This is a genomic window from Alteromonas sp. I10, assembly GCF_003201515.1.
GTDB classification, from domain to species: Bacteria; Pseudomonadota; Gammaproteobacteria; order Enterobacterales; family Alteromonadaceae; genus Alteromonas; species Alteromonas macleodii.
Genome location: NZ_QJJN01000004.1, coordinates 63,613 through 89,420, shown reverse-complemented (window position 1 = coordinate 89,420; position 25,808 = coordinate 63,613). Strand labels below are relative to the sequence as shown.

General features: G+C 44.8%; 21 protein-coding genes. 8 read left to right on the top strand and 13 right to left on the bottom strand.

What is annotated here, in order from left to right; all coding sequences use genetic code 11:
- Window positions 1–26: 26 nt before the first annotated feature.
- Window positions 27–1,190, bottom strand: a complete 1,164-nt coding sequence (locus BZA03_RS09420) for an ATP-NAD kinase family protein (protein ID WP_075177506.1) — start codon at window positions 1,188–1,190, stop codon at window positions 27–29.
- Between the two features lie 25 nt (window positions 1,191–1,215).
- Window positions 1,216–1,926, bottom strand: coding sequence for an elongation factor P hydroxylase (locus BZA03_RS09415; RefSeq protein ID WP_110288614.1), 711 nt, complete (start codon window positions 1,924–1,926; stop codon window positions 1,216–1,218).
- A 154-nt stretch (window positions 1,927–2,080) separates the two neighbouring features.
- Here BZA03_RS09415 and BZA03_RS09410 point away from each other — a divergent pair, with 154 nt between their 5' ends.
- The 4 genes from BZA03_RS09410 to BZA03_RS09395 all read left to right on the top strand — a co-directional run bounded on the left by BZA03_RS09410 (window position 2,081) and on the right by BZA03_RS09395 (window position 6,885).
- Entirely contained in the window at window positions 2,081–2,791 is a 711-nt protein-coding gene (locus tag BZA03_RS09410) for a hypothetical protein (RefSeq protein ID WP_110288613.1), read from the top strand.
- Between the two features lie 64 nt (window positions 2,792–2,855).
- Window positions 2,856–3,305, top strand: coding sequence for a thioesterase family protein (locus tag BZA03_RS09405; protein WP_083605970.1), 450 nt, complete (start codon window positions 2,856–2,858; stop codon window positions 3,303–3,305).
- Window positions 3,302–4,540: a TIGR02281 family clan AA aspartic protease gene (locus BZA03_RS09400; protein WP_110288612.1), complete on the top strand. Its 1,239-nt coding sequence runs from the start codon at window positions 3,302–3,304 to the stop codon at window positions 4,538–4,540. The genes BZA03_RS09405 and BZA03_RS09400 overlap by 4 nt, the downstream gene beginning before the upstream one ends.
- Before the next feature lie 83 nt (window positions 4,541–4,623).
- Window positions 4,624–6,885 (top strand): multiheme c-type cytochrome, encoded by a 2,262-nt coding sequence (locus tag BZA03_RS09395; protein ID WP_220018910.1) that lies wholly within the window; start codon window positions 4,624–4,626, stop codon window positions 6,883–6,885.
- Window positions 6,886–6,945: 60 nt separating this feature from the next.
- Here the strand turns inward: BZA03_RS09395 and BZA03_RS09390 are convergent, their stop codons facing one another.
- From BZA03_RS09390 to BZA03_RS09380, 3 genes are all read right to left on the bottom strand, one after another.
- Entirely contained in the window at window positions 6,946–7,308 is a 363-nt protein-coding gene (locus tag BZA03_RS09390; protein ID WP_110288803.1) for a HopJ type III effector protein, read from the bottom strand.
- 142 nt (window positions 7,309–7,450) lie between these two features.
- Complete coding sequence (locus BZA03_RS09385; protein ID WP_110288610.1) at window positions 7,451–9,493, bottom strand: NADPH-dependent 2,4-dienoyl-CoA reductase; 2,043 nt, start codon at window positions 9,491–9,493, stop codon at window positions 7,451–7,453.
- A 118-nt stretch (window positions 9,494–9,611) separates the two neighbouring features.
- Window positions 9,612–10,451: a crotonase/enoyl-CoA hydratase family protein gene (locus BZA03_RS09380; RefSeq protein WP_110288609.1), complete on the bottom strand. Its 840-nt coding sequence runs from the start codon at window positions 10,449–10,451 to the stop codon at window positions 9,612–9,614.
- A 138-nt stretch (window positions 10,452–10,589) separates the two neighbouring features.
- On the opposite strand from BZA03_RS09380, the gene BZA03_RS09375 reads away from it, so the two are divergent.
- Window positions 10,590–11,201, top strand: coding sequence for a TetR/AcrR family transcriptional regulator (locus BZA03_RS09375; RefSeq protein WP_039225239.1), 612 nt, complete (start codon window positions 10,590–10,592; stop codon window positions 11,199–11,201).
- Between the two features lie 50 nt (window positions 11,202–11,251).
- Here BZA03_RS09375 and BZA03_RS09370 read toward each other — a convergent pair whose 3' ends face one another.
- Entirely contained in the window at window positions 11,252–12,904 is a 1,653-nt protein-coding gene (locus BZA03_RS09370) for a GMC family oxidoreductase (protein WP_110288608.1), read from the bottom strand.
- Window positions 12,905–13,118: 214 nt separating this feature from the next.
- Here BZA03_RS09370 and BZA03_RS09365 point away from each other — a divergent pair, with 214 nt between their 5' ends.
- Complete coding sequence (locus BZA03_RS09365; protein WP_075177514.1) at window positions 13,119–13,844, top strand: DUF1439 domain-containing protein; 726 nt, start codon at window positions 13,119–13,121, stop codon at window positions 13,842–13,844.
- A gap of 28 nt (window positions 13,845–13,872) precedes the next feature.
- Here the strand turns inward: BZA03_RS09365 and BZA03_RS09360 are convergent, their stop codons facing one another.
- The 3 genes from BZA03_RS09360 to BZA03_RS09350 are packed head-to-tail and all read right to left on the bottom strand — an operon-like array spanning window position 13,873 to window position 17,254.
- Window positions 13,873–15,312: a wax ester/triacylglycerol synthase domain-containing protein gene (locus BZA03_RS09360; protein WP_110288607.1), complete on the bottom strand. Its 1,440-nt coding sequence runs from the start codon at window positions 15,310–15,312 to the stop codon at window positions 13,873–13,875.
- A 10-nt stretch (window positions 15,313–15,322) separates the two neighbouring features.
- Entirely contained in the window at window positions 15,323–15,988 is a 666-nt protein-coding gene (locus tag BZA03_RS09355; RefSeq protein ID WP_110288606.1) for a TetR/AcrR family transcriptional regulator, read from the bottom strand.
- Window positions 15,989–16,045: 57 nt separating this feature from the next.
- Window positions 16,046–17,254, bottom strand: coding sequence for a DUF445 domain-containing protein (locus BZA03_RS09350; protein WP_014976916.1), 1,209 nt, complete (start codon window positions 17,252–17,254; stop codon window positions 16,046–16,048).
- A 414-nt stretch (window positions 17,255–17,668) separates the two neighbouring features.
- Between BZA03_RS09350 and BZA03_RS09345 the strand changes: the two genes are divergently transcribed.
- Window positions 17,669–19,129 (top strand): DUF3336 domain-containing protein, encoded by a 1,461-nt coding sequence (locus BZA03_RS09345; protein WP_075177517.1) that lies wholly within the window; start codon window positions 17,669–17,671, stop codon window positions 19,127–19,129.
- Between the two features lie 78 nt (window positions 19,130–19,207).
- Entirely contained in the window at window positions 19,208–20,641 is a 1,434-nt protein-coding gene (locus BZA03_RS09340) for a hypothetical protein (RefSeq protein ID WP_110288605.1), read from the top strand.
- A 228-nt stretch (window positions 20,642–20,869) separates the two neighbouring features.
- Here the strand turns inward: BZA03_RS09340 and BZA03_RS09335 are convergent, their stop codons facing one another.
- The 4 genes from BZA03_RS09335 to fadR all read right to left on the bottom strand — a co-directional run bounded on the left by BZA03_RS09335 (window position 20,870) and on the right by fadR (window position 25,577).
- On the bottom strand, window positions 20,870–21,619 hold the full coding sequence (locus BZA03_RS09335) for a hypothetical protein (RefSeq protein WP_110288604.1): 750 nt from the start codon (window positions 21,617–21,619) through the stop codon (window positions 20,870–20,872).
- Window positions 21,620–21,802: 183 nt separating this feature from the next.
- Window positions 21,803–22,162 carry a phasin family protein gene (locus tag BZA03_RS09330; RefSeq protein WP_014949994.1) on the bottom strand — a complete coding sequence of 120 codons (360 nt, stop codon included), beginning with the start codon at window positions 22,160–22,162 and terminating at the stop codon, window positions 21,803–21,805.
- Between the two features lie 173 nt (window positions 22,163–22,335).
- The gene (locus tag BZA03_RS09325) at window positions 22,336–24,513 is read right to left on the bottom strand and encodes a S9 family peptidase (RefSeq protein ID WP_110288603.1); all 2,178 of its coding nucleotides are present in this window, start codon (window positions 24,511–24,513) and stop codon (window positions 22,336–22,338) included.
- Between the two features lie 353 nt (window positions 24,514–24,866).
- Window positions 24,867–25,577 (bottom strand): fatty acid metabolism transcriptional regulator FadR, encoded by a 711-nt coding sequence (fadR, locus tag BZA03_RS09320; protein ID WP_014949996.1) that lies wholly within the window; start codon window positions 25,575–25,577, stop codon window positions 24,867–24,869.
- Window positions 25,578–25,808 lie beyond the last annotated feature (231 nt).

Genomic DNA, 25,808 nt, shown 5'->3' with positions numbered 1-25,808 from the left:
GTGCCGTGTTATATCAAACTACGTCTTTAAATAGCTTGGCAAAGCACTTTATCTTTATACCCAGTGATAACCGTGAACGCGCCTGCGAGTTCAGCGTCTAGCGTTGCATCGCTTGAGTCTAAGCGAAGCGGCTTACCGTTTAATGCCTGTAGTTTTTGTTTAGTGGCAACAACGAGCATATTCTGCTTGCCAATTTGACGGATAAAAGCAGGGCTAAGCTGCTGATTTCCGCGACCTAATATGTGTCCCTGACCACCGATCACCGTCAAAATGACTTTGGTGGGCTTGTCATGAGTCAGCGCAATCAATTCGCTCGCAGTAACGTCACTTGCGATTAGCTCACCTTGTTTAACCACATCCACACCTAACAAGGTATTTTCTAGGCCAAGAAAGTCCATGACCGCACCTACGGTGGAGCCGGATCCCATGACAAAATAGGTATCAGGCTCATCGTCAATAATTTCACCAACGCAAGCGGCAATGTCGTCAAGCACTAAGGCCTCGTCTTCTTTCCCGCCCATTTTTACTGCTTGAACGTAAGTGAGCTCTGCGGGTACGCGCATTTCACCATAGTGTTTGGCAATAACTTTGCCCTCGCGAAACGCGTTTTCGTCAATATCACGTACTTCGGCGTCCATTTCACTCACAAGCTCGCCTGCGATCATCTGACTTACTACCTGCCCTGCCGCTGACGGCGACACGCAGTAAACGCCAGAGTGAATTTTGCAACCTGCAGGCACACCTAGCACGGGCACCTGTGTGCCAACTACGCTACAGATATTACGGGCTGTGCCGTCGCCACCGGCAAAAAGCAGTAAGTCGACGTTGGCGTCCACCATTGCTTTAGCTGCACGCTCTGAATCTTCGCCCTCGGTTTGCACGGCATCAGCCGTGTAGATTACCTCATAAGGAATACCCAGAGATTCACAGATTGTTTCACCCATATCGCCCGATGCTGTCACGACGGTAAATTGCCCAGATAAGGCTTCTAGAATACTGAGCGCTTTCGCCATTTTTTCGTTGGCTTTTTTCTCTGCTCCCATAGCCAGTGCTTTTTCGCGAATTTCTGCACCGTCGCTGCCTTTAAGCGCGAGTGCTCCGCCTATGCCGGCAAAGGGGTTTACCACAACACCCAGTTTGAATTTGGGTTTGTTATCAAACGTCGATTGGTTAAGATCAGTTTGATTCATTCGGCATCTACTCCTATCCCGTCACCTAATTTGCTGTTAGCGTATTTTTTGACGTGTCTGTAACCGTGCTATTTATTATGCTGCTACATGAACCAGACGACTTACCTTTACCAAACGCAGATGACAGCGCATTAACAAATTGTTCAGCCCGAGGCGGAAAGCCCTCAGATTTATAGCGTTCAAGCTGAGCGGCTACGTTTCGCGTAAAACCTTCTCTGTCGGGCTCAGCGCCGTTTAAGTTATCCGTGCTTACCTGAAACTTTCTTCCTGCTGCTTCTGTAAACGCCCACTCGATGGCCTGGGGCTTAATTTCTACTTTTTCGAAGTCAGCTTGCTGTGATGCATCGCGGCCATCTGGGCAATACCAGTAACCGTAATCTTCTAATAGTCGACGCTTTTCACCCGCAATACACCAGTGCGCAATTTCATGCAAAGCGCTTGAAAAAAATCCATGAGCAAACACGACTTGATGATAAGGTGTTGCGCTGTCTGCTGGGATGTAAATGGGTTCGTCATCACCTAAAACCAAGCGCGTATTAAAATCTTCAAATGTCGAATTAAACAACGCGATTAACACAGGTACATCAACGTCTGCTTCTGAGTGATCCGACCCCGTAGTCGTTTCTCGGTGCATGCCCAGATATTCACTTTTTAGGCTTTCAACGTTTGAGCCTTTAGTATCGGTATTTTTAGTTCCAGTCTTGGCAAACAATGCGTGATGACTTGCGATGTTCATGGCGGCTAATAAATTCTACACAACAGAGCTATTTCAATGGCGGTGGAGTATACCAGTAAAACTTTGTCTTCTCACTTGAAAGGCTCGCTTGCTTAGGTCAATCTAGGTTTACAACAACGAATTAGCCACACTATCTCAACAGGGAGTTTGTCATTTGGCGCAAGAGATAATTAAACATATTCATCGGGTCAATGCCCTTCGTGACTTAGCCAATCAGTTGGGTGTAATGCCTATCATTCATCAATTGCAACACTGGCAATGCGAACGCTTACTGGTCACCCACGACGATTTAGCACAGCAAAAACGTTACCAAAAAGCCATGGCTTTTTTTGTAGATGAATTGTACGGGCCAAAAGATTTTAGCCAACGGGACGCTGATTTAGTGCGAGTCATTCCAAAACTCGCAAAAGTACTGCCCGATAAAGCCATGAACGCCATGGATGATGCATTATCGTTAAACGCATTGTCGTTTGATTTAGATATGGCGATGGCACAGTATCTCCAAACCCACTTTCCTGGAGAACCTATCAATCGGGACAACTACGCCGTTGCTTATCGAAGTGTGGGCAGAATTGAGGATAGAAAGCATCAAATCGACATAATTTCCCATTTGGGCGATCAACTCGCCGACGTTATAAAAATTCGTGGTATAGGTATGTTAATTTCACTGTCCCGTCGTCCAGCTAAATTAGCAGGATTACTCGCATTGCATGAATTTTTGGAACGAGGGTTTGATGCGTTTAAAGCGATAGGTGACGTGCAGAGCTTTATTGACCCCGTATTGGTGAGAGAAAAAGCGATAATGCAATTATTGTTAAGCGATGATTTAACGTTACCTGAAGATAATCCCCTGCCTGTGGTATGAGGCACAATGCCTGAACGTGAAGAAGCAGAGTAGATCAAAGCAAAAATATGAGTAAGGAAAAGATTTGAGCACCCCAACGCTTAATTGGATGTTAGACGCCCCCTATGTGCAGCAGTGGCATATTGATGAAACGCACATCGACCACTATCAGCACGTTAATAATGTGGCATACCTGTCGCAGTTAGAAAGCCTAGCATGGGCCCATTCAAACGCGCTTGGCTTGCAGTTTGCCGATTATCAATCGCTTAACCGTGGCATGGTCATTAAGCGCCACGAGCTAAACTACCACCTGCCAACACATCTTGGAGATACGTTAGAATGCGCTACCTGGATAGTGCATTGCGACAGCAAACTTACTTTGAAACGCCAGTTTCAATTTATCTGCCCAAAGCGAGGCAAAACCGTATTTGATGCTATGACCACATTCGTGTGTGTTAGCCTTGATACTGGTGCCCCAAAGCGAATGCCTAAACAATTTGTGGACATATACGGCAAGGCGTGTGTGGCACAATGAAAACGTGGCTAGCGATAGTGCTTTCGCTCTTCCTTATTGTGTCGCTAGGCATAAACGTTTACCTATGGCTTAGTTTAAAGCAGCACAATGATAAAGCTTATGCACTAGAGGCCAGTTATGAACACCGTTTAGATAGTGACAAGCAGCTAGAAACCCAAGCACAGTTGGTGGATGAAACTCAGGTAAACGAAAAAGCTGAGCCCTTCAACAATGAACGCTCTCCCGCCAACTTTTCACCTATGACAGGCACTAACACGGCACCCAACGCACTTGACGATCTACGCACCTCTTCACCACTCGTTAATCAAGAGCAATTAGAGTCACTGACTACCCTACTCAATAACGAACAATACGCGTTGCTCGCCACTGAATTAACAAACCTTTTAAAATATGACCCGCTCAACGAATCTCTGTTGTTGCTAGAGGGTGAACTGATTGAGTTAACCAAGCCTCTCTCAACGGCCATAGTGCACTACTACGACTTGGCCGAACTGCCTCTTCCAACTGAAACTCTCTCATTTATTGACGCAAAAATTGCTACTTTGTATCAACAGGCGCAGACGCAGTTAAGTCAAGACGAACAATGGGAATTGGTTGCCAGATTAAATGAGCCACTGTATCAACGCATACCTGACGCTAGGCACTACACCCTTAATTTAGCTGAAGCTTACGCTTATCAGCAAAAGCTTACGTTAATGGAAGACGTGCTTGCTGCCCTTCCATTAAACGACAGAGACGCTAATATCATTCGCAATAAAGCCTATGAAATGCGCGGTATTGCCAACGCAGACGCTACGCCGAACAAGAGTGAAATAGAGCCAACAGGCGCTGAAGCCGCACGTTATCAAACCCGTGTAGCCTTAGAGCGCATTGGCGATCAATATCGCCTTGATGTAAAGGCGCTTAACCAAAAAGCCACCATGATTTTAGATACGGGTGCCAGTACCACCGCAATATCATCGCGACTCTTTGCGCGTTTAGGCCGTATGCGAAACCTCACGTTCATTGGTAACTTCAACATTAGAACCGCGTCAGGAACCATTGAAGCCCCTCTGGTACAAATACCCCGATTTTACTTTGCTGGCTACGAGTTCAACGATGTTTCTGCCATCGTGCTGCCCGAAGACGCTCTACCCGATGCCGACGGATTGTTGGGAATGAACGTTCTAGGTCAGTTTGACTTTGCAATAATGCCCCAGTCTAGTGAGTTGATTTTGACAGAGCGTGATGAGTAACACTCTAATCAATGAAAGCGTGCAATATAAAAACTAATATTGTGATAAAATATTAGCTGTAATCGAAAGTCATGGATGTAGTAGTGTCGCGGTTGTTCTCACTCTTCGTTTTATTAACGCTAACAACAAATATCTTTGTTGTTGCACAAGCACAAGAAGCAGCAAATTGCGTAAACTGCCACAAAGAGCAAGTTGTACAGTGGAAAATATCTGACCATGCCAAAGCGATGGACCATGCTACCGACTCGTCAGTACTTGGTAACTTTGAAAAAGCGACCATCACACACTTCACACAAACCTCGTACTTCTTCAAAAACGGTGGCGATTTCTTCGCAAAATTAACTGAAGCCGGTGTTACAACAACCTACCCCATCACCTATGTCTTTGGGCACTATCCGCTGCAGCAATATCTAGTAGAAACACAGAACGGGCAATTTCAGGTTTTTCCTTTCGCATGGGATGCACGTGACGAGAAAGAAGGCGGTCAACGCTGGTATCCCAATTATTCATCAGAAGATATAGCGCCCAACGACAGGTTGCATTGGAAACAACCATTGCAAAACTGGAACGGTATGTGTGCTGACTGCCATTCTAGCGGCTTAACGCGTAATTTTGATACAGACTCCCTCTCATTTAATAGCCAGTTTGATGAAATCAACGTCTCATGTAAATCTTGCCACGGCGAGATGTTGTCACACGTTGACGTTAAAAACAGTGAATTTGAGAAAAACAAGGGGAACCACTACCGCTTAAGTGAACCTGCTGATGAATTTCACAAAAGTTCAGGTACCACGCTTGCCAATACTTCTCCCACGTTATCCCGAAATGAGCAAAAGTCGCTAGGAAAATGGCTGTTAAAAGAAGGAAGTCGTATTGCGACATGGCATGAAGAAAAAGATGGCGAATTTGTTCCAGCTTCCCGGGACAATTCGTTTATGGATACCTGTTTCGCCTGTCATTCACTTCGCAGTGCACTTACTGATGGTATCGAGCCACAGCAGCCTTTCTTAGACCAGTTTTCCCCTTCGCTGCTGCTTTCCCCTCTTTACTTTGCTGACGGCCAGATTCGAGAAGAGGTGTATGTTTATGGCTCGTTTTTGCAAAGTCGGATGTATGAGGCAGGCGTTAACTGCAATGACTGCCACAATCCCCATTCTATGAAGCTTAAAATAGAAGGTAACGGCTTATGCTTGCAATGCCACTCAGTCGCCACGTATCAAGGTAAAATCCACAGTAGACATGCTGAAAGTGAAGGTGCTAATCAGTGCATAAACTGCCATATGCCTAGCCGCACTTATATGGGGGTTGATGCTAGACGAGATCATAGCTTCAGTATTCCAACTCCGCAGGTTTCTGCTATAACAGGTTCACCCAATGCATGTTTGAATTGCCATAACAAAGACAACGCGTGGGTATCGAAGCAGCTAACAAAATGGTACGGAAGAGATTCTACGCTAAGTAGTATTGAAGAAGATTACGTGTCACTTATGCACGGCGATAGTTTTAGCAATCAAGCTATATTACGTATTGCACATTCAGCATCGTTGCCTGTAATAAAGCGAGCAACGGCGATAACCATGCTCCCTTTAACAAATCAGCCGCTCAGTAACAAAGATTTACGACATTTCATTCAAAGTAATGAACCGCTAATTAGATTAGCAGCAGCGCAAGCCGGCCGAGCTCTTCCACTTCATGAACGGATGAAATCGTATGTCAAACTGCTTGATGACCAATATAGAGCCATTCGCATTGCGGCGGCAAACAACCTAATTGGCTCCGATAAAAAAAGTAAAAGCTTTAAGAGCGCACTGTCGGAACTTACGCTGTCAAATAAGGTAAATCAATGGCGTGGTGAAGGTAGCCTGAATCAAAGTTTAGTTGAATACCAACTAGGAAATGTTGGTCAGACAGAAGTATTATTAAAACAAGGTGTCAGAGTAGACCCATACTTTGAAGCCAACTATATAAATCTTGCAGAGCTTTACCGTACTCAACACAAAACACAGTTGGAAAAGCAGATCTTACTAAATGGGACAGAAAATATGCCCGAAAGCGATCTATTTAATTACGCTCTCGGGATGTTTTATATTCGAAATCAAGAAAAGCCAACTGCGATTACTTACTTTAAGAAAGCCACAGAACTTGCACCGGATAATCCACAAAACTGGTATATCTATGCACTTGCACTTGATAGTATCGGAGAAACTGAAACTGGGATTAGTATTTTGAAAAATGTCATTATCACAACCCCAGACAGCTCTCTTGTTAAACTAGGCTTGTCGTTGTCACGGAAACTCGGCGATGATGCCTCAACCCTCTTTTTTCAATCAAAAATGAGACAATAGCCTGCTCCCTCAGTTTGACTGTGAGGGAAACTAGCGGCCGAGCTATACTAGATTCAACCACTACATAGCAGGAGTTGGTACCAAAGGAAACGTCTCAAACACCACCCCTTCATGCCCCGTTTTCATAAAATTGCGGATATTAGCGTGATCGCTACCGTTCGGATTATTGAGCACGTCTTCTCGATAAAAACGCCCAAATAAGGCTAGGGTTTGCGCTTTGTTTAGGTTTAAATGCTGACCGAGTGCGAGCAGTTTGCAAGAGCCATTGTTCTGATTGGCTTCGTTTTTCACGTCACCATTAGTGAAAGCGGTGGGCGTGAAAACAAACGCGCTATCAACGAGCGTGATAACGTCGTTAAATTCGATAGTATCTGGGGAATTAGTGACTGCTTGAACTAAGTCTTGGGTGCTGCTGTATGCCATGTTTATCTCAAAAAAAGAAAACGATAATAACAGGTCTATGTCTTTACAAAAGGCCACAACAGGTTCACTTTTGATATAAACAGAAAAAAGCGCCTCTTCATGAGGCGCTTATAATGCTAACAAGGTTGGGTTTACTAGCTCGTTAAACCTCAGCGCACACGCGCGTTCCCTGATCGATGGCCCGTTTAGCATCTAGTTCTAGTGCTTCGTCTGCACCACCAATCAAGTGGTAAGGCATGTTTAAGCCTTCAACGATATCACGCATCGGCTCTTGGCCTGCACAGATGATAATGTTGTCTACCGGCAATACTTGGCTGTTACCATCAACCGTAATATGTAGCCCTTCGTCATCAATTTTATCGTAGCTTACACCTGGGATCATGGTCACGCCTTTGGCAAGCAGGCCTACTCTGTGCGCCCACCCCGTTGTTTTACCTAAACCTGCGCCAACTTTGGTTGTCTTGCGCTGCAATAGGAAAATCTCTCTTGGCGATGGCTCAGGCTGTGGCTTAACGCCTTCAATGCCTGCGCGAGCAGAGAAGGTCATATCAATACCCCACTCTTTCATAAATGCAGGAATATCTTGGCTTGGCGTTTCTTTGCCATGAGACAAGTACTCAGCGGTATCAAAACCAATACCACCAGCACCGATAATAGCCACTTTATTGCCAACGGGTTTCTTTTCTTTCAATACTTCGATATAGGTCAGCACTTTTTCGTGCTCAATGCCTTCAATCGCTGGCGTACGCGGCTTTATCCCCGTCGCAATAATCACTTCATCGAAACCTTCGTCGTTTAGCGCAGCCGCATCAACATAAGTATTCAATTTAAGGGTAATGTTTTTATGAAGCTCGATTTGGCGTTTGAAATAACGTAGCGTTTCGTAAAACTCTTCTTTGCCCGGAATTTGTTTGGCAATATTAAATTGCCCTCCAATTTCACTAGAAGCATCGTAAATCACAACATCGTGGCCGCGCTTGGCTGAAGTCACTGCCGCTGCTAATCCCGCTGGGCCTGCGCCTACCACTGCAACACGCTTTTTGGTTTCTGCTGGTTTTACGTTAATTTCAAGCTCGTGACAGGCACGAGGGTTTACCAAACAGCTAGTCATTTTGCCGTTGAAAACATGGTCAAGGCATGCTTGGTTGCAGCCAATACAGGTATTAATTTCGTCGGCCTTATTTTGCTGGGCTTTGCGCACAAAATCAGGGTCTGCCAAGAATGGACGTGCCATAGACACCATATCAGCATCGCCGCGAGACAGCACTTCTTCAGCAACTTCAGGCGTATTGATACGGTTCGATGTAATAACAGGAATTGATAGCGCTTCTCGGAATTTAGCGGTCACCCACGTAAATGCCGCTCGCGGTACTTTAGTGGCAATGGTTGGAATACGCGCTTCGTGCCAACCAATGCCGGTGTTAATGATAGTTGCACCGGCTTTTTCAATTTCTTTGCCAAGCTGCACAACTTCATCATAAGTAGAGCCACCTTCCACTAGGTCTAGCATCGATAAGCGATAAATAATGATGAAGTTCTTACCTACCGCCTCGCGCACGCGGCGTACCACTTCAATAGGCAGACGGATACGGTTCTCGTATTCGCCCCCCCACTGATCGTCACGGTGGTTTGTGCGCTTTGCAATAAACTGATTAAGGAAATAGCCCTCAGACCCCATGATCTCAACGCCATCGTAACCCGCGCGCTGGGCTTGAGTTGCGGCAGTAATGAAATCTTTAACTTGCTTCTCAATCTCGTCAGCTTCAAGTGCCTTGGGCTTAAACGGATTAATAGGCGCTTGTACCGCAGAAGGTGCAACAAGCTTAGGGCTATACGCATAGCGCCCCGTGTGCAGAATTTGCATACAGATTTTACCGCCAGCAATGTGCACCGCGTCAGTCACTTCTTTGTGATTTTTCACTGCTTCGTCTGTATCTAAACGAAACGTTGACGGATGGGTAGCACCCTCTTCGTTTGGTCCTATACCACCTGTAACGATAAGCCCTACGCCACCTCTGGCACGTTCACCATAAAATGCCGCCATACGCTTATGGCCGTCGGGTAATTCCTCTAAGCCTGTATGCATAGAGCCCATTAGCACGCGGTTTTTAAGGGTGGTGAAACCTAAATCTAACGGACGAAATAAATGAGGGTAAACGGGATGATCGGTAACGGTCTGATTCATGATACATTCCTGAAAGTCGTTTTGGCTTGGTAAAAGCCGTTAAAAAGCCTGTTTAAATATTCTTATCTAATGCGCTCTTTCTCTGAAGGCGCTATGTAATTCAAAGAATTACATAAACTTACGAATTCATTTTCTTGATGGCTGGGTGCAATGGCGGATATTCTGGCAGCGTTTTGGTTTTCTGTGCTTCCATGGCTTTAAACACATCTTCCATTTGGAACATGCCCGCTTGCCATGTGGCCATATAGGTCAAGCTCTCTGCCACCGTGTGTTCTACCGCGTAGTTAATCATAGTCTTAGTGCCTGAAACTGCTAACGGCGAATTCATTGCAATCTGCTGAGCTATTTTCATTACCGCGTCTAGCATGGCAGTTTGGTCATCGAATACCTGATTCACAAAGCCAAGCTGCTGCGCTTCTGCTGCACCAAAATTGCGACCTGTATAAGCCAGTTCTTTAACTATGCCAATGGGAATGAGTTTTGGAAGTCGCTGAAGCGTGCCGACATCGGCTGTCATGCCTAATTGGGTTTCTTTAATAGTAAAAAAAGCATCTTGTGTGCAATAGCGCATGTCACATGCACTAAGCAAATCTACTGCACCACCAATTGCCCCGCCCTGCACGGCACCAATAACCGGCATACGTGCCTGCTCTATGGCGGTAAAGCTATCTTGAAGCAACATCACCATACGGCGCATACGCTCTGCTCTGCGCGACGGGTCGCCCTTAAAGTCTTCTTTCATATTCAGGAACACCGATAAGTCCATACCGGCAGAGAAATGCTTACCCGTTGATGAAATAACAATGACACGGGCGTTACCTTCATCGTCTATTTCACGAATAGCTGCTGGCAATTCGGTCCAGAACTCTGGGATCATGCTATTCATTGCGTCGGGGCGGTTTAGTACTACGTGGGCAATATGACCCTCTTGTTTTACTTCTAATGTAGAGTACTTCATGGTTTGCGCTGTCTCCTTGGGCTGTTCCTGTTAACAAATTTGCAAACTAGACAGCGTCAAGATAAAAGGCTATGTTGACAGTGTCAAGATAAAACGTTATCTATTCGTCTCAATTTTGAAAATGGAAACATCGGGTTTATGGCTAATGCAGTACAAAGCTACCATCACGGCGACTTGCGCAGCGCACTGATAGAGGCGGCAACGGCGCGTCTGTCTGAATACGGCGTTGATAGTTTATCTCTCAGAAAGCTGGCAGAAGATGCCGGAGTGTCACGTACTGCGCCCTATCACCACTTTAAAGACAAGAGTGCGCTTTTAAGCGCCATTGCAGCCAAAGGCTTTAGCGATTGGCATACCGCAGCTAAACGAATCTTCGAACAAGAAGACAAAACACCGCAGGCACGTTTCCGCGAATTTGTGCACGAATACATTGGCTACGCTGCCGACAACCCAGAGATGTACGAATTGATGTTTGGTCGCACTATTTGGCAAAACCAAGCGGCGACCAACGATCTGAAAGAGGTTGCATTTCCCTGCTTTCAGTTTCAGGTGACGATGACGCGCTATTGGCAAGATAAAGGGCTTCTCCCAAATAATCAGGATGCGCTGAGACTCGCACAGGTTACCTGGGGCACGTTACACGGGATTGCACGATTGCTCATTGATGGTATCTACGCTGACAGCAGTCATATCGAGGAAATGTGTGATTGTGCAGCAGATTTGTTTATGCAAAAGCAAATGGATGCTTAGAACGGATGAATTGCCAGAGCGAGACAAAGACTCGCTCTGGCACTTTTTAGTTACGCCGATTCCGCTTTAGCCATAGATACTGGCTGACCTTCGTGCGTCGCTTTAATAAACTCAGCAGCACGTTCAGCAATCATGACGGTGGGCGCATTGGTATTGCCGCCAATTAGGCTGGGCATCACCGAAGCGTCTACCACTCTAAGACCTGTTATACCTCTTACCCGCAATTGAGTATCAACCACGGCCATCTCATCGTCATCACTGCCCATTTTACAGGTACCAATTGGGTGATAGATGGTTTCAGCACGCTCACGTAAAAACTCTAATATTTCTTCATCTGTTTGTGCTTCTACCCCAGGATATAGTTCACTGCCTTGGAACTTGTCGAAGTCTGGTGCAGATAGCAGCTTACGGGCAATGCGCACACCTTCAATCATGACCTGCTGATCTTCCTCTGCAGTCAAATAATTAGGGTCAATAAGGGCTTGATCAGCAGGGTGGTTGCTTTGAAGCGAAATAGTGCCGCGGCTTTTGGGGTATAGACAGCATACGTGAAGGCCATAACCGTAACCAAAAGCTAACTGCCTTCCATGGTCGTTTAAAATTGCCGGTAGAAAGTGAAACTGAATGTCTGGGCCTTGTGTCGCTAAGCTTGAGCTAACAAAGCCACCTGCTTCGGCTATGTTGGACGAGAAAATCCCTTTGCGCCTAAACGCATAGTCTGCGGTGGCTTTTACGTAGGAAGGTAATGCCCCTAACGCCACGGCATAGCCCTCTCTCGCTTTACAGGTATACTGTACAATTGCATCAAGATGGTCTTGTAAGTTCTGGCCCACACCAGGCAAATCTTGCTGAACAAAAATCCCCTTTTCTTCTAGCTCTGCTCTGGGTCCTATACCTGAAAGCATCAGAAGTTGTGGTGAATTAATCGCGCCGCCACACAGGATAACTTCGCTTTTAGCAAAATAGCGATTTACTACGCCTTTCTCACGTACCTGAACGCCAATTGCACGCCCCTCTTTTAACAGCACTTTTTCGGCTGCGACTCTAGTAAGTACATTTAAATTGTTGCGATGCTTGGCCTGCGTTAAATACCCCTTCGCCGTTGAACAGCGTTGCCCGTTGGCCTGTGTAACATGGTAGTAGCCTAACCCTTCCCTGTCGTCTCGGTTAAAGTCGTCCAGCTGTTGATAGCCTGCAATCGACGCTGAGTTCACAAATGCGTCTGACAGCACGCTGGTATGCCTAAGCTTGCTAACATTGAGTGGGCCGCCTGTGCCATGGTATTCATCAGCACCTTCTTCAAAGTTCTCAGAGCGTTTGAAATAAGGCAGTACATCATCAAACGACCAACCTTCAGCCCCTTCTTCGTTGGCCCAGCGGTCGTAGTCTTCTTTTTGCCCGCGAATATAACACATCGCATTAACCGAACTGCTGCCGCCCAAGGTTTTACCGCGGGGCCAGAACAGTTCTCTGTCATACATCTCTTTTTGGGGTGCTGTGTGATAACCCCAGCCAATCCCCTCAAATCTACTGAGTAAAGACAACCCAAACGGGATATGAATAAGCGGATTAGTGTCCTTTGAGCCAGCCTCTAATAGCAAAATATCTAACGCGGGGTTTTCTGATAAACGGGTGGCAAGCACCGCGCCCGCAGAACCGCCGCCTACAATAATGTAATCGTATTTGCTCAGTACTTCGCTCATTTCGCCAACTCCTTGAGGGCAAGACTATTAAATGTTAAAAAAACGTTGTGGTACGACCAGATTACCAAACAACACTTCGCCAAGAAAAGACTTTAATTGTAAGATTTAAAAAATCTAATAATCCTGATAACTTAAGTACTATATCGAAGTAGCCCCTGCTCTGAAAAAACTAACAACAAGCCACCGCCTAGTAGATTTAGGCTAAGAATGAACGTTGACCAAAAACCTATCGTTTAAAGACAAATGTAAAGTCTACCTTGCACAATGGCTTGTGAAATGGGGCAAGCTGACGCACGACGACTTCACGAAATCAGAGCTTCATGACCTCGTAAAAGGCAGCTTTCCTTACTCATTCACTTTCGATATCCCCATGGGAACTGGAACGGTTACCGTGCTTGAAGGAAATATCACGCTAGATAGTGAAAGCAACCGTATTGGTCTGCAGTGCCTCGCTGCGCTTAACATTGTGGTTGCCACCACGACTATTTATCGCGCTCATGTTGTATTTACCGTGTCAGCTTCACCCTATTACGACAAAAATATGAGTACACTCTATTTGACAGGCGTCGCCACTGACAACGTCACCTTAGTTAACGATGATTACGCGTTGATTAAAGACACGCAATTTCTGATGTCGCGACTCTTCCCCAAAAGCGTTAATTCTTTGCTTGGTGGCTCTTTAAAATCAGCGTTATCACTGTTTAGCGCCGGCACATCCGATATGGCTGCAGACTATCTAAAGGTCTATTTATCTGGCTCGAAACAAGCAGTGTTGGACTACCACATCCCTCTCATTAACAACGCCATTAAAAAGCAAATTAAGCAGGAAGACTTAAGCCATACCATGCGTAACGATCATTGGCGCGAGGTTCTGTTCTCAAAAGCTGGCCAAAACGTGCGTGTAGAAGACGACGTACTGCGCTTTTACCTCATTGAATGACAACGCTTACTGTTTGGAACAATGCACGCTAGTGATCTGACACAATAGAAACAGGGACGGTATCCACCTGTTCACCAATATCGTCGATGTTTAACCTAGGATCGTCCACACTTGCTTCAAGCATATCGAACGCCTCTTTGACGTAGCGCGCTAACGGCTGTAGCGATTCAATATTCTTATTGCAGCACACTAATCCCACATTTGCCGTGCCTGCATATGTCATAAGCGTAATATTTACCCCGCCACCAGGCGTCATGGTAGAAATGGGGTAACAAGCCAGAAGCTCTGCATCTTTTAGATACCGCGTATCTTTTGGCCCAGGTACATTTGAGATCAAGATGTTGGCAATGGGTTTGACTACGCTAGATAGCCTTAACCACTCAAAGACCAGCGCAAGCGATTGAATAACAATAGTATAGCCGCTAAATGCTGCGGGCCGCGCGTGCTGCGCTGCATGTTTTACAATGCGGTGATTCACTACAATTTGGCGCAAACGTAAATAAGGATCGGTTTCGCCGTGAGCAAGCTGCACCGGCACAATAGCTATCTTATTGCCTGTGGTTTTCTCGCCGGGTTTACGCAAGTTAATTGGCATATTGGTGAACAAGGCTTTTTTAAATACTTGCCCGTGGTCTTGCAGCAGTTTATGTACGCCAATATCGAAGGCACATAGCAACACCTCGTTTGCCGTAGAGCGCGTTCGCCTTGCCAGGGCTTTCACACGCTTAAAGTCTAAGTCCATGGTAGCCACAGCCCTTCCCGCTTTCACTTGTCCAGTCAGCACTGTTTTCGTACCAGTGAAAGGAATAGGCATATAATGTGGGTTCACTCGCAGCACTTTCATGAATATACGAATAAAGATAATTAGCAAATCGAGCGCGGTTTTAAGCGCGTAACCCACTCCCACTAAGCGCTTGTAAAAGCTCACAGGCTCTCTGCGCTTATGGCGCAGTCGTTTTACTGCCCATACTGGTGTGAACTTAGTCTCATGAGAGTTTGATACATATCCCGCTTGGAACCAGCGCACTAAGGTTGCCCCATCGCCATACATATGATGAACCCGCGCATAAATAGCAAACGTCTCGCTGTTGTCATCAAAGACGAAATGGTATTGCCAAAGGGGCTTGTCGGGATCTAACCGCGAAGCATGTAATCTTGCTACAAACGCATCGAGTGCTTCGCGGTTTGTAACATCAGCCACACGATGAATTTGAACGTGATAATCCATGTTGAGCTTTTTTACCGGCGCAAACCCCACTGGGTACCCCAATACCGTTTTTACCGCACAGTTGAAGGGAGAAGTAGCACGGGCAAAGCTTCTTATTTCTTGGAATAATTGAGGGACATATTCGGTACCTTTTGCCCCTTTAGGTATGGCAAGTAGCTGCAAGCAAGCTACGTGTTTTGGATTCTCGTCTGATTCGGTTATCCAAAATGACTTATCTAAGAAACTGAGCGTTTTTGCCATTACTATTCCTTTACGCGAAGTCGAGGGGTGACGGGGTTGAGGCATCTCTCATAAAGTCATGAGAGTCGAGCATCTGTTCTAACTGCTGTTTTTGTTCATCGGACAGTGCCAATCTTGGCAATACGCTTACCATCATTAGCGACAAGGCATGATAGCGCTGCAGCGTACTATCCATATGGCTGTTTAATTCATCAAATTGACAAGACTGTGTGATGATTAAGGACATTAAATCCACCATAAGTGCCCTGTCTGCCCTTGAGGCAATAAGAATGTCGCGTTTCGATAGTGACTCAAAAAGAAACGCTAATTGCTTATTTAAGCTAGACAATATGTGCTGTCTAGGACGCACGATACTAGGATATTTTTCTGCTAAGTCAGCCGGGCTACGGTAGAAAAAGCGAAACACATGAATACTGTCTATAAGCAAGTAGAGGTAATACATAATTTCTTCAGGATGAAGTGTATCAAGCTTTTCTCGGCTTAGTATCTTCTGCATCTGCTGTTCATGCATTTTCATCAACGCGTTAACCAGGCTGTCCTTGCCTTTAAAGTGGTAGTAGAGATTCCCCGGACTAATATCCAGCTCAATGGCGATATCAACACTGGTAACGGTGTTTTCGCCGTGCTCATTAAATAAGGTTAGCGCGGTGAGTAGTATTTTCTGCGCGGTTTTCATAATTTAGTTCAATCCTTTGCCAACCCAGTGCGTTAATTTTTTTATTCGTGAAACACGCTACATAAACACCAGATAGAGTTGAGCAATACCAGCTACCATACCTAGAATAGCGCCGGTTACGATGAGCTTCCACTCATCCTGTTGATACGCTGGGCGCAAAACGCCTTCAAATTCTTCAACACTTAACGCCTGCATGCGCTCACTTAAATCGTGCCCAATCTGCATAGCATTATTAGCGTAATCAAACGCATAAAGCAGATACTTATCAGAATTATCAAATATCTGACGCACCGCTAGTGCCTTCATTTTATGGTAATTTTCTGACCCCACACCCAACGCAAAATACGGTTGCGCTATAGCAACATAGCGTTCAATAGCGTCGTTGACATGAAGCTCAATGAGTTCTAAAAGCTGGGCTGAGCCTGAACCATGCAAGATTACATGGGTGATGTTTTTAGGCGTTATAAGCTTTTCTTCAATAATGTTTGAATAGACTTCGGACACTTCTTTTTGGCGCTTTAAAAACATACCTTGAATAGTAATAGGCCCCAGTTTTCTTGGGCGTTTGGGTTCGAATATGATTTTGATAGCAATCCAATTAGTGGCATAACCCACAAGCAGCCCACCTAACGGCAGAATCCACCATGCTTGGTAGAAATACCAAAGTAGCATGGTGGGCAAACCAAATAAAAAGCCAAAATAGAAGCCAGAACGCACAATAAACGGAAACTCTTTGCTGCCTGCCGTTAAGAAAATTTCATTAACGAGCTCGGGCGCATTCACCAGCTGCTCTACCACCAGCTCTTTAATATCTAAAATTTCTGAAACATTGTGCTGAAAGTCGTCCACCATTTTATGAACCACATTAGGAATGTCGTTTTCGATACGTTGATAGACTAAATTTTTGCCCTGTACAGGTAACGCAGCCCAAAGTTGAGGCGCAGATTCTGCCATTACATCGTTAACGACTTTGCGAATGACTTGACTCAAACGCCGCTCAATTGCTTTAGTGAGCTCGTCCGCGTCTAAACGCTGTGCTAACTCTTCAACACTAAGCAGTTTGCCTAGCACTAGCTCAACCTCAATCTCGGCCATTTGGCGGCGCTTCGCAGGAATGAGTCCCTGCCACCCTAAGAAAGGCTTAATACCAACAAACTCAATGGGGTAAAACATCATTTTTACCGCCAGATAGTTGGTTAGCCATCCAACAATAGCGCTAATTAAAGGAATTGATAGCAGACTTAGCGTTTCAAAGTTCCATTCCATACTACGAACATGTGGTCCAATTTGTTATTTTCTCTCTCAGGCTACTGAGTGCTTATGAAATGGTCAATGTAAAAAGTGAAATTACTGCTAATTGTTGATTGAAAACAGCTAAATGAAAGTCTAAAAGTTAGAATGTTTGACCTTGTGTGATTCACCTAAAGTGCATCAGTTTTCTCAACAACAAGTGATTAGGTAGTGAATTCTAAATTTACGCCATACACTCAAAATAGTGTATGAACCGCTGTTCTCATGCCCTTGCTTTGAGTCTTCGTTATATGGACATTTAAAGACCTGTAATTTTTGAGAACTGCGTTCTAAGTGAAAACTATCGTTTTGCTGGTGTTTTTCGGGTCAGTGTACTTTTTCAAATGAGTAGAAAGCACAGCCCTCATCAATCAAAAATAGGTACTCGTCATGGCAGTATTCGACTTGCGGTTAAAAAAGCTTGAACATGAAATCGAGCATGCAGGTAATTATGATGAATATGAGGCCGCGTGCTTAGCGCACGATGCATTGTCTGGTGCTGAGGAATGGAAAGCCGAAGACGCTAGCGATGACTACGACTACAAACTAATTCGCAAACGGGTTCAGCGCCTACAGCTTGCCAGAGGCAAAGGCGATTTACATGCGCTTATGTCGATTCTGCACGAGGGGCTACACGGCAATTTAGGCAACATTGCCAACCCCGTATTACTTACCCAGTGTAAAATAGGCACTAAATATCTTATTGAACAGTTTATTGACGAAGTGATATTGGCGTTAGAGCAAATTTATCACGCCGATGAACAAGATGTAGACTTTTACGAGAAACTGTCGTTTTTTGAAGAGACTGCACACGCCTTCGGGCGCAGCTGCCTTATGCTTTCAGGTGGCGCAGGCTTAGGCTTCTTCCATGCTGGCGTGGTTAAGTCATTAAACGAAAAGAATTTGTTACCTACCGTAGTGTCTGGCTCTAGCGCTGGTTCTATCATCGCAGCCATGTTGGGTACACGAACTCACGACCAGTTATTAGAAGCACTCAGCGCCGACTTTATTTACGAGACTTTTAAACACTGGCGAAGCTTTGCCGGTCTTGGAAAGAAAGGGCTATTTGATAGTTCCGTGCTCGAAAATGCGCTGATTGAACTTTTCGACCTCACCACTTTTGAGGAAGCTTTTAAGAAAACAGGTCGACACATTACTGTGACGGTATCCCCTGCCGACCTCCATCAACATTCGCGCTTGTTAAATGCTAAAACCTCACCGAATGCAATTATTACTCAAGCGGTACGTGCATCCTGTGCAGTTCCCATCATTTTTAGCCCTGTACAGTTAAGAGCGAAAACGCCCTCAGGCGAGATTGTGCCTTATATTCCTAACCGTCGTTTTGCCGATGGCTCATTAATGGCCGACCTTCCCTTCGAGCGCTTAGCGAGGCTATATGGCGTAAATCACAGTATCGTGAGCCAAACAAACCCGTTGGCAGTGCCATTCATTTCCGCAAACCGCATTGACCCCAACTCGCTGTGGGACATGTCTGCGCGCCATCTTGGCCAACTAGCGAAAACTAACAGTATTTTCGCCATTGATATCATTGAAAGGTTAACCGGTAATAAAAGTGCCAAATTGGCTATTCATAAAGTTCGTTCTATCATTGATCAGCAATACGTAGGTAACATCAATATTTTACCCAAGCGCCAAATTAGAAATTTATCGCAGGTGTTGTCTAATCCAACGCGCGAAAGCATCAATCAGTTGATTGTCAGTGGCGAACGGGCATCATGGCCGCAACTTCATGTTATTAAAAGAAATACCAAAATTAGCGAAAATTTACGGTATCATTTAGGCCAATTGAAAAAACGTGAGGCAGTAGAGCTTGGGCACGAAGTAAGATAGCGTGTGCGTCGCTTGACCTGTCTTGAATTGCCAATAGCAAAGTAATGGCAATTCGCAGCATCTTTTGAAAGGAAAACGGTGAGCGCACAAAGCCAAAGCCCCGACAGCATTTACACGCAGCAAGTAAAACAACTAATCAATATGATTTATCCTCAAGAAACGGGCTACGGTTCGGTGTTCGAGGATGCGAGTCACTATTTTTCGCTTACCCCCTCTCTTGAGCAGCACATTGAAGACTTGAAAGCTCAGCTTAAGAAAATTGAGGGAAATAAAAACAAAGAGGTGCTTGCAGAGCAACTGACCAAGCAAATAACAAACAGCACTGAAAAGCTTGAAGAAGAGCGTCTGGCAAGGATAGAGCGGCTTGACGCTGTAAGCACCAAAATTATTGAGCTTTGTGAGGGCGACAACTGGCAAGAAACACAACAGCTCAGCGCTAAGTTGCTTGGTACACTTATGCTGCTCACACGAGGACCAGAGGGCAACTTTGCACGTGTGCACATGCGCTTCAAACCGCTCTACAAAGCGGTGCTTACACTGCGCTTAGTCGATAGACTGTTAGAGCACGACACGATTGCTCACAAATATCTCTCGAAGTATCGCGAAGCTGCATCCCGGTTTCGTGGGAACCGCTATTGGCGCGATAAATGGAAAACTGAGCTTGGACGACCGCTAATTACCGCAGCGTTACTTCAAGATATTGGCCTGCAAAGCCCTGCCGCACTCACTATCTTGAAAGGGGAAAATGGCGATCTAGACGAATTTCGTTTGCTGGAAGAGTCGCAGCGAAAGGATCTTCTGAAGCTAAACTATCACTTCACTTTAAAGTACTTGTCTGAGGGGTTAGGCCTACCTAAGTATGTAGGAAACAACAAAGAAGACAGGGATCGCTTTGTTCAAACTCACAAAGAAGCCAATGAATTTTTGCAGCAGCTGGTAAAAGATGCATTTGTGTCGAAAACGGGGCTGGGAGAGATTGTAAAGATCCCTCAAATTTATGTTTCGATTGTGCTTTCAACTAAGTCTGACTACTCACGTATGAGCTTGCCTAAAGGCTACATGCTCATTGAACAATTAGCGAAAAAAGGCGGCTTAAATAAGCAGTTAGCGCAGGACTTTGTTGAGCTTGTGGGGTATTTCCCACAAGGGTTCGGCATTACCTACATACCGATGAATGAGAAAGGTCATGAAAAGGACCAGTACGAATGTGCAATAGTGATTGGCCTCAACCCTGCAAATCCAGCTGAGCCTTTATGTAAAGTGGTAACAAGAAATCAGAAGTACATTACCAGCGGTACGCAAGAAATCATTCCCAAAGGAAGAAACCTTTATTTCCCAGCTAACCGCAAGAAACTCATGCGCGTAGGGAAAGACAGATTAAGTGAAATTATGAGTCAATTGTCGAGCAACTTCACTCCAGACGCACTTGACGATTTAGTACCGAGTTTCTGGGAACCCTATGACTTCTTCGGTTTTAAAAAGCATCAGAATTTGTGGGCGAAAAATAAATAGTGGGCTTAGTTACGTGAAGTTTGTGATGGAAAAATTGAAGTTTCACTTCAATAAAAGCTCATAGTACAACTTCTACAAAACACCTCTCAAGAAAATGTAAAACTAAACTTAGCTACAGCTATCACTATGTCTATCTAAAGCGTTTCTGGACGAAGCTGCGCCAATTAACCACATATGTAGTTAATTGGCGCTCATGCCGAAAGCGAGGTTTATCTTTAGGAAGTGCTTTTATTCGTCGTTCTTGGTTGTATCAGTCGCGCTCTTGGTCGACGTTGCTTCTGCACTAGCCGCTTTCTTTTGTGCCGCACTCTTAGTAGTTGTCGATTTGGCCGCAGTACGCTTATTAGTTGTTCCCGCAGAAGCTTTTTTAGTCGTACTTGATGATGCAGATGCCGATTTGGTTGTATTGGCTTTGCGAGCACGAGAAGTTGAAGAAGCGGTCGAAGACGACTTTGTCGATGTACTCCTCGTTGCTTGCGGAGACTTTGGTGAGGTATTCTTGGGCGCTGCAGTCTTGCTAGCAGCGCTTTTAGCCTCGGCTTTTTTAGCAGCCTCTTTTGCTGCTAAAAGGGCTACCTGCTCTACAAGCAAGTCAACTTTTGCGCTTAATAGTTCAAGCTGCTGCTCTTTTTGCTGGCGCTTCTGGCCGCCTGAGAATGCAGAAAAAAGCGGCGTTGACGCCACTAATTTCTGAGCAGCATCAACCAAGGCAAAGGGGTTAAGTGTTCGTCTTAACTCGCTTTCAACCTCAAGCCCTTTCGCCTGCATCGAATTTATGGTTTCTTGCGTGTCATCAATTTTCTGACTAACAACGCCTGCAGCGTGGTCTAATTTCGCCGATAACAAATCTGAGCCAGCGTAAAGCCAACCAAATAGAGGTGACGATTTAAGAGGTGAAGTAGCAGTACCGTTAAGTACTGATGAATCTTGATCGACTGTCGACACAGATTCTGTAGATGGAATTTTTTTGTTGCTCATAACGCCTCCAATACGGAGATTTACTAAGCATGACAGCATAAAACGGTTTCTACAGTCATTGAACTTTGTAAAAATGCTTCGCTGTCACTCAATTGCAGCTTTTAAAACGCGCTTTCAGCACTGAAAAGCTTATGAAAACTGCATGGAGGGCACCACAAAATGGTGCCCGGAAGGAAAACCGTTTTACTTGCTGGCAGCTAGCTTTGCAACCGCTTCAGTCAAGGCATCGATTTTTGCTGAAAGCTCTTCGATGCGCTGATCAGCTGGCTCTGAATCAAGGCCAAGCTTCTTGCGCACGTCTGCAACGCGATTTTCAACATCGTTAGTCGTAGATTTGAACTTACTTTTTGCGTCTTCTTCTAGCGTTTCGCCCTTTGTCACTAGCTCGTCAAACATTTTGTTCGCTTCTTCGCTTAGCTTCTCGTAGCGCCCCTGCGCTTCTTCAACGCTCTTACCATAAGCGCCTAGGCCTGCTAACCAAATTTTACGTGCCATTTCTTCGGCTTCGTTGATTTTACCTTTAATTGTGTCAGTAGTAGTCATGTTCAGCTCCTATGAATGCTAAATGAGAGTGTATTTCAACACCATGGCTTTACTTTACGATTAACAATTAGAATCCGCATACTAAAAACACAAAAAATAAAAATGCCCGAAAAAGCGCTAACTTGTTCGGGCGAAATACCAGAGGAGACTGGTTTAAAAAGGTGGGTGTAGAGTTAGAGTGGAACACCTGCAAGATGCAATACAAACGCATATTCAAGCGCGGTAGACTCGAATCGTTTGAAACGTCCTGAAGCTCCACCGTGACCCGCTTCCATGTCGGTTTTGAATAGCAGTAAATTATCGTCTGTTTTGTATTCTCTTAGCTTCGCCACCCACTTCATTGGCTCAAAGTACTGCACTTGTGAGTCGTGTAGTCCGGTTGTAACCAACATATGTGGATAGTCTTTTGCTTCAATCTGATCGTAAGGCGAGTAGGAAAGCATATAGTCAAACTCAGCTTTGTTGGCTGGGTTACCCCACTCGGTATATTCGCCGGTAGTCAGCGGAATAGACGCATCGCTCATTGTGGTCACTACATCAACAAATGGAACGTGCGCGCTCACACCTTGATAGAGTTCAGGTGCCATATTTACGATTGCGCCCATTAATAAGCCACCCGCGCTGCCGCCCATAGCAAAGACGCGGTCTTTGTCTGCGTACTGCTTTGCCACAAGTCCTTTTGAAACGTCAATAAAGTCAGTAAAGGTATTTATCTTCTGATGCATTTTGCCGTCTTCATACCACTCGCGCCCCAACATTTGACCTCCGCGAATGTGTGCGATCGCGACAACAAAGCCTCTGTCTATCAAAGACAACCAGCTGCTTCTAAACGTTGGGTCTACAGTCGAACCGTATGAGCCATAGGCGTATTGATATAATGGATTGGTGCCGTCTTTCTTAAACTTATCTTTGCGATAAACCAACGAAACGGGAACTGACGTACCGTCTCTCGCTTCAATCATCACGCGCTCAGAGGCATAGAGAGAGGAGTCAAAAGTGTCAGATACACGGGTTTGTTTCATCACCTCGCTTTCAAGGGTATCTAAGTTGATATCAATGATAGAACCAGGCGTAGTCAACGAGCTGTAATAAATTCTAAGCTTATTGGTATCCATTTCAGGGTTTGCATTAAAATACGCACCGTAAATTGGGTCTTGAGTTGGAATAACTTTCTCTTCGTTTGACGTTAGATTGTGAACGACCAAGCGCAGCATGCCGTTTTCTTTTTCTTTAACCACTAAGTGGTTGTTCATTACTTCAATACTTTGAAGGAAAACGTCTGGACGATGTGCAATCACTTCTTGCCATTTCGACACATCGTTAGTGGCGCCTAATGGTGCTTTCATCACTCTAAAATTCTTCGCACCAATATTGGTCAACACAAAATAACCGTCACTCGCTTTTGCTACACTGTATTCTTGTCCGTCTTCAATGGGCAAGAATACTTTTGTTTGAGACGTTGGGTTATTCGCATCAATCAAAGTCACACCTGTTTTTTCGGTGTTGTCATGGTGAATGTATATGACACTATCGTCTTTACTTTTACTGATATAGGTATAAAAGGTAGGGTCGCTCTCTTCATAAACTAAAACATCTTCGCTTTGAGACGTGCCCAATTTATGGCGATAGACTTGGTATCCTAAAAGAGTCTGCGGGTCTTTCTTCACGTAAAAGAGGTGGGTATTATCGTTCGCCCAAACTACACTTCCAGACGTACCTTCTAAAACGTCATCAAGCTTTTCTTCACTCTCTAGGCTTTTGACATACACAGTGTAGATGCGTCGGCTAAGCGTATCTTCAGAATATGCAAGCAATTTGTTGTTGCTGCTCACCGCGTAACTGCCAATACTGAAATAATCATGCCCTTCAGACATTCGGTTTGCATCAAGCAATACTTGCGGTTCAGCGTCAAGTGAAGGTTTTCTTAAATAAATAGGATACTCGTTTTCACCTGAGTAGCTGGTGTAGTACCAGTAACCATTGTCGAGAACTGGCACGGTTGAGTCGTCCTTCTCAATCCGAGACACGAGCTCCTCATAAAGCGCTTCTCGGTTTTTCTTAAGAGGAGCCAAAACAGTCTCAACATAGCTGTTTTCTTGCTCTAAATGGGACAATATCTCTTCGTCGGTGCGGGAGTCATCACGCATCCAATAGTAATTGTCATTACGGGTGACACCATGCGCGGTCATTTCATGCGGCACTTTTTTCGCCACAGGCGCACTCACTTTGGTATTTAACATAACGGATGGCGCTGCAGTTTCAGCTACTTGTTGAGGATTTTCAGTTTTATTTTCGACGCCACAGCCTGCTACCAAGCCACCTGCGGCAAGTGCTATCCATAGATATTTCATTATTATTCCTGTTGTGCACTTTTATTTGCGCTTTGTTTACCGCCAAACGATTGAAGACAATCGACTTATGGTGATTGAAAATATAGGGAGGCAACTAAACTAAGCGGAACTTATAAGTAGACTGAGTATATATAAATACGATTTAGGGTCTAGCGATAGTTAACGCGAATGAGTTTAATTAAAGGTTAAAATGTTACAAGATATGTAAAGCTGTATTTCATCGCTGTAAATTCACCAACGAATATTAGTAGAAAGCGATAAAAAAACGCCGCATATTCAGAAATAATGCGGCGCTTTTGTTGTGTACTGTAGAAGCCGTCGTATTAAAAACAACAGTCTTTGGCAGCTAGAGTTTAATCGACCAAATCTTTAGGCATGTCATCACGAATAGCAAGCCACACCTTTCCACTCTCTATACCGTACTTTCTTACCACTACAGGCACACGGTCGTATTCGCCTTTCTCAGCAACATCAAGCAAGTCTGCGTAATACTTGTTTGCCACGTCGCGTGCTTGTTGGTGCGAGAAGAAATAGCCACCAATACGCGAGTACAAGCCACGGAAGCCGTTCATCATCAAAACAAATACGTTATTGTTAGATGCTAACGCCAAGTCATGAGACATTTGATAGTCGAACTGGGCAAAAGCTAAACCTTCTTGCTCCACGTTTTTATAACGGGCAATAATTTCAGCAGACTCTTGAGGGTTGTTTCGAATTGCGCCTCGAATGAAAACCGCACTTAAATTAGTGCGCGCTGCTAATAAATTATCAACCAGTTCTGGGATCCCTTCTTGGTCTAAACGAGCAAGTGTTTCTAAAATGTTTAACCCACACGTTTCCCAGAAATTGTTAACCTTGGTCGGCTTGCCGTGTTGAATTGTTAACCAACCATCACGAGCTAGACGCTGAAGTACTTCACGCAGTGTAGTACGCGTTACACCAATTAACTCAGAAAGCTCTCTTTCTGCAGGCAAAATGGTGCCAGGTGGAAACCTTCCACTCCAAATAGATTCAACAATATATTCTTCGGCGAATCCAGCTGGACTCTGTGCCTTATAAATCATAACTAATCGCCTGCACGTTATTGTTATTTTGCAACTGATTGTACCAGATGCTGTTTTATTATCACAATGAATTATGCCTCGTCCACTAAAGCTTTTAACAACTTGTTAAAATTAAAGTGTTATTTCAAACACCATTAAACACTGCTTGTACATTTTATGTTCGAAATATTACGTATTTTCAAATTCAATGATAACTATCATAAAAAAAGTGATAAATATTCAGTGACTTTC

What these genes read in the sequence shown, in the direction of transcription:
- BZA03_RS09420 (WP_075177506.1), bottom strand. Translation starts at nt 1,190, where the DNA reads ATGAATCAAACTGATCTTAACCAATCGACGTTTGATAACAAACCCAAA.
- BZA03_RS09415 (WP_110288614.1), bottom strand. Translation starts at nt 1,926, where the DNA reads ATGAACATCGCAAGTCATCACGCATTGTTTGCCAAGACTGGAACTAAA.
- BZA03_RS09400 (WP_110288612.1), top strand. Translation starts at nt 3,302, where the DNA reads ATGAAAACGTGGCTAGCGATAGTGCTTTCGCTCTTCCTTATTGTGTCG.
- BZA03_RS09390 (WP_110288803.1), bottom strand. Translation starts at nt 7,308, where the DNA reads ATGGCATACAGCAGCACCCAAGACTTAGTTCAAGCAGTCACTAATTCC.
- BZA03_RS09385 (WP_110288610.1), bottom strand. Translation starts at nt 9,493, where the DNA reads ATGAATCAGACCGTTACCGATCATCCCGTTTACCCTCATTTATTTCGT.
- BZA03_RS09380 (WP_110288609.1), bottom strand. Translation starts at nt 10,451, where the DNA reads ATGAAGTACTCTACATTAGAAGTAAAACAAGAGGGTCATATTGCCCAC.
- BZA03_RS09375 (WP_039225239.1), top strand. Translation starts at nt 10,590, where the DNA reads ATGGCTAATGCAGTACAAAGCTACCATCACGGCGACTTGCGCAGCGCA.
- BZA03_RS09370 (WP_110288608.1), bottom strand. Translation starts at nt 12,904, where the DNA reads ATGAGCGAAGTACTGAGCAAATACGATTACATTATTGTAGGCGGCGGT.
- BZA03_RS09360 (WP_110288607.1), bottom strand. Translation starts at nt 15,312, where the DNA reads ATGGCAAAAACGCTCAGTTTCTTAGATAAGTCATTTTGGATAACCGAA.
- BZA03_RS09355 (WP_110288606.1), bottom strand. Translation starts at nt 15,988, where the DNA reads ATGAAAACCGCGCAGAAAATACTACTCACCGCGCTAACCTTATTTAAT.
- BZA03_RS09350 (WP_014976916.1), bottom strand. Translation starts at nt 17,254, where the DNA reads ATGGAATGGAACTTTGAAACGCTAAGTCTGCTATCAATTCCTTTAATT.
- BZA03_RS09345 (WP_075177517.1), top strand. Translation starts at nt 17,669, where the DNA reads ATGGCAGTATTCGACTTGCGGTTAAAAAAGCTTGAACATGAAATCGAG.
- BZA03_RS09335 (WP_110288604.1), bottom strand. Translation starts at nt 21,619, where the DNA reads ATGAGCAACAAAAAAATTCCATCTACAGAATCTGTGTCGACAGTCGAT.
- BZA03_RS09330 (WP_014949994.1), bottom strand. Translation starts at nt 22,162, where the DNA reads ATGACTACTACTGACACAATTAAAGGTAAAATCAACGAAGCCGAAGAA.
- BZA03_RS09325 (WP_110288603.1), bottom strand. Translation starts at nt 24,513, where the DNA reads ATGAAATATCTATGGATAGCACTTGCCGCAGGTGGCTTGGTAGCAGGC.
- fadR (WP_014949996.1), bottom strand. Translation starts at nt 25,577, where the DNA reads ATGATTTATAAGGCACAGAGTCCAGCTGGATTCGCCGAAGAATATATT.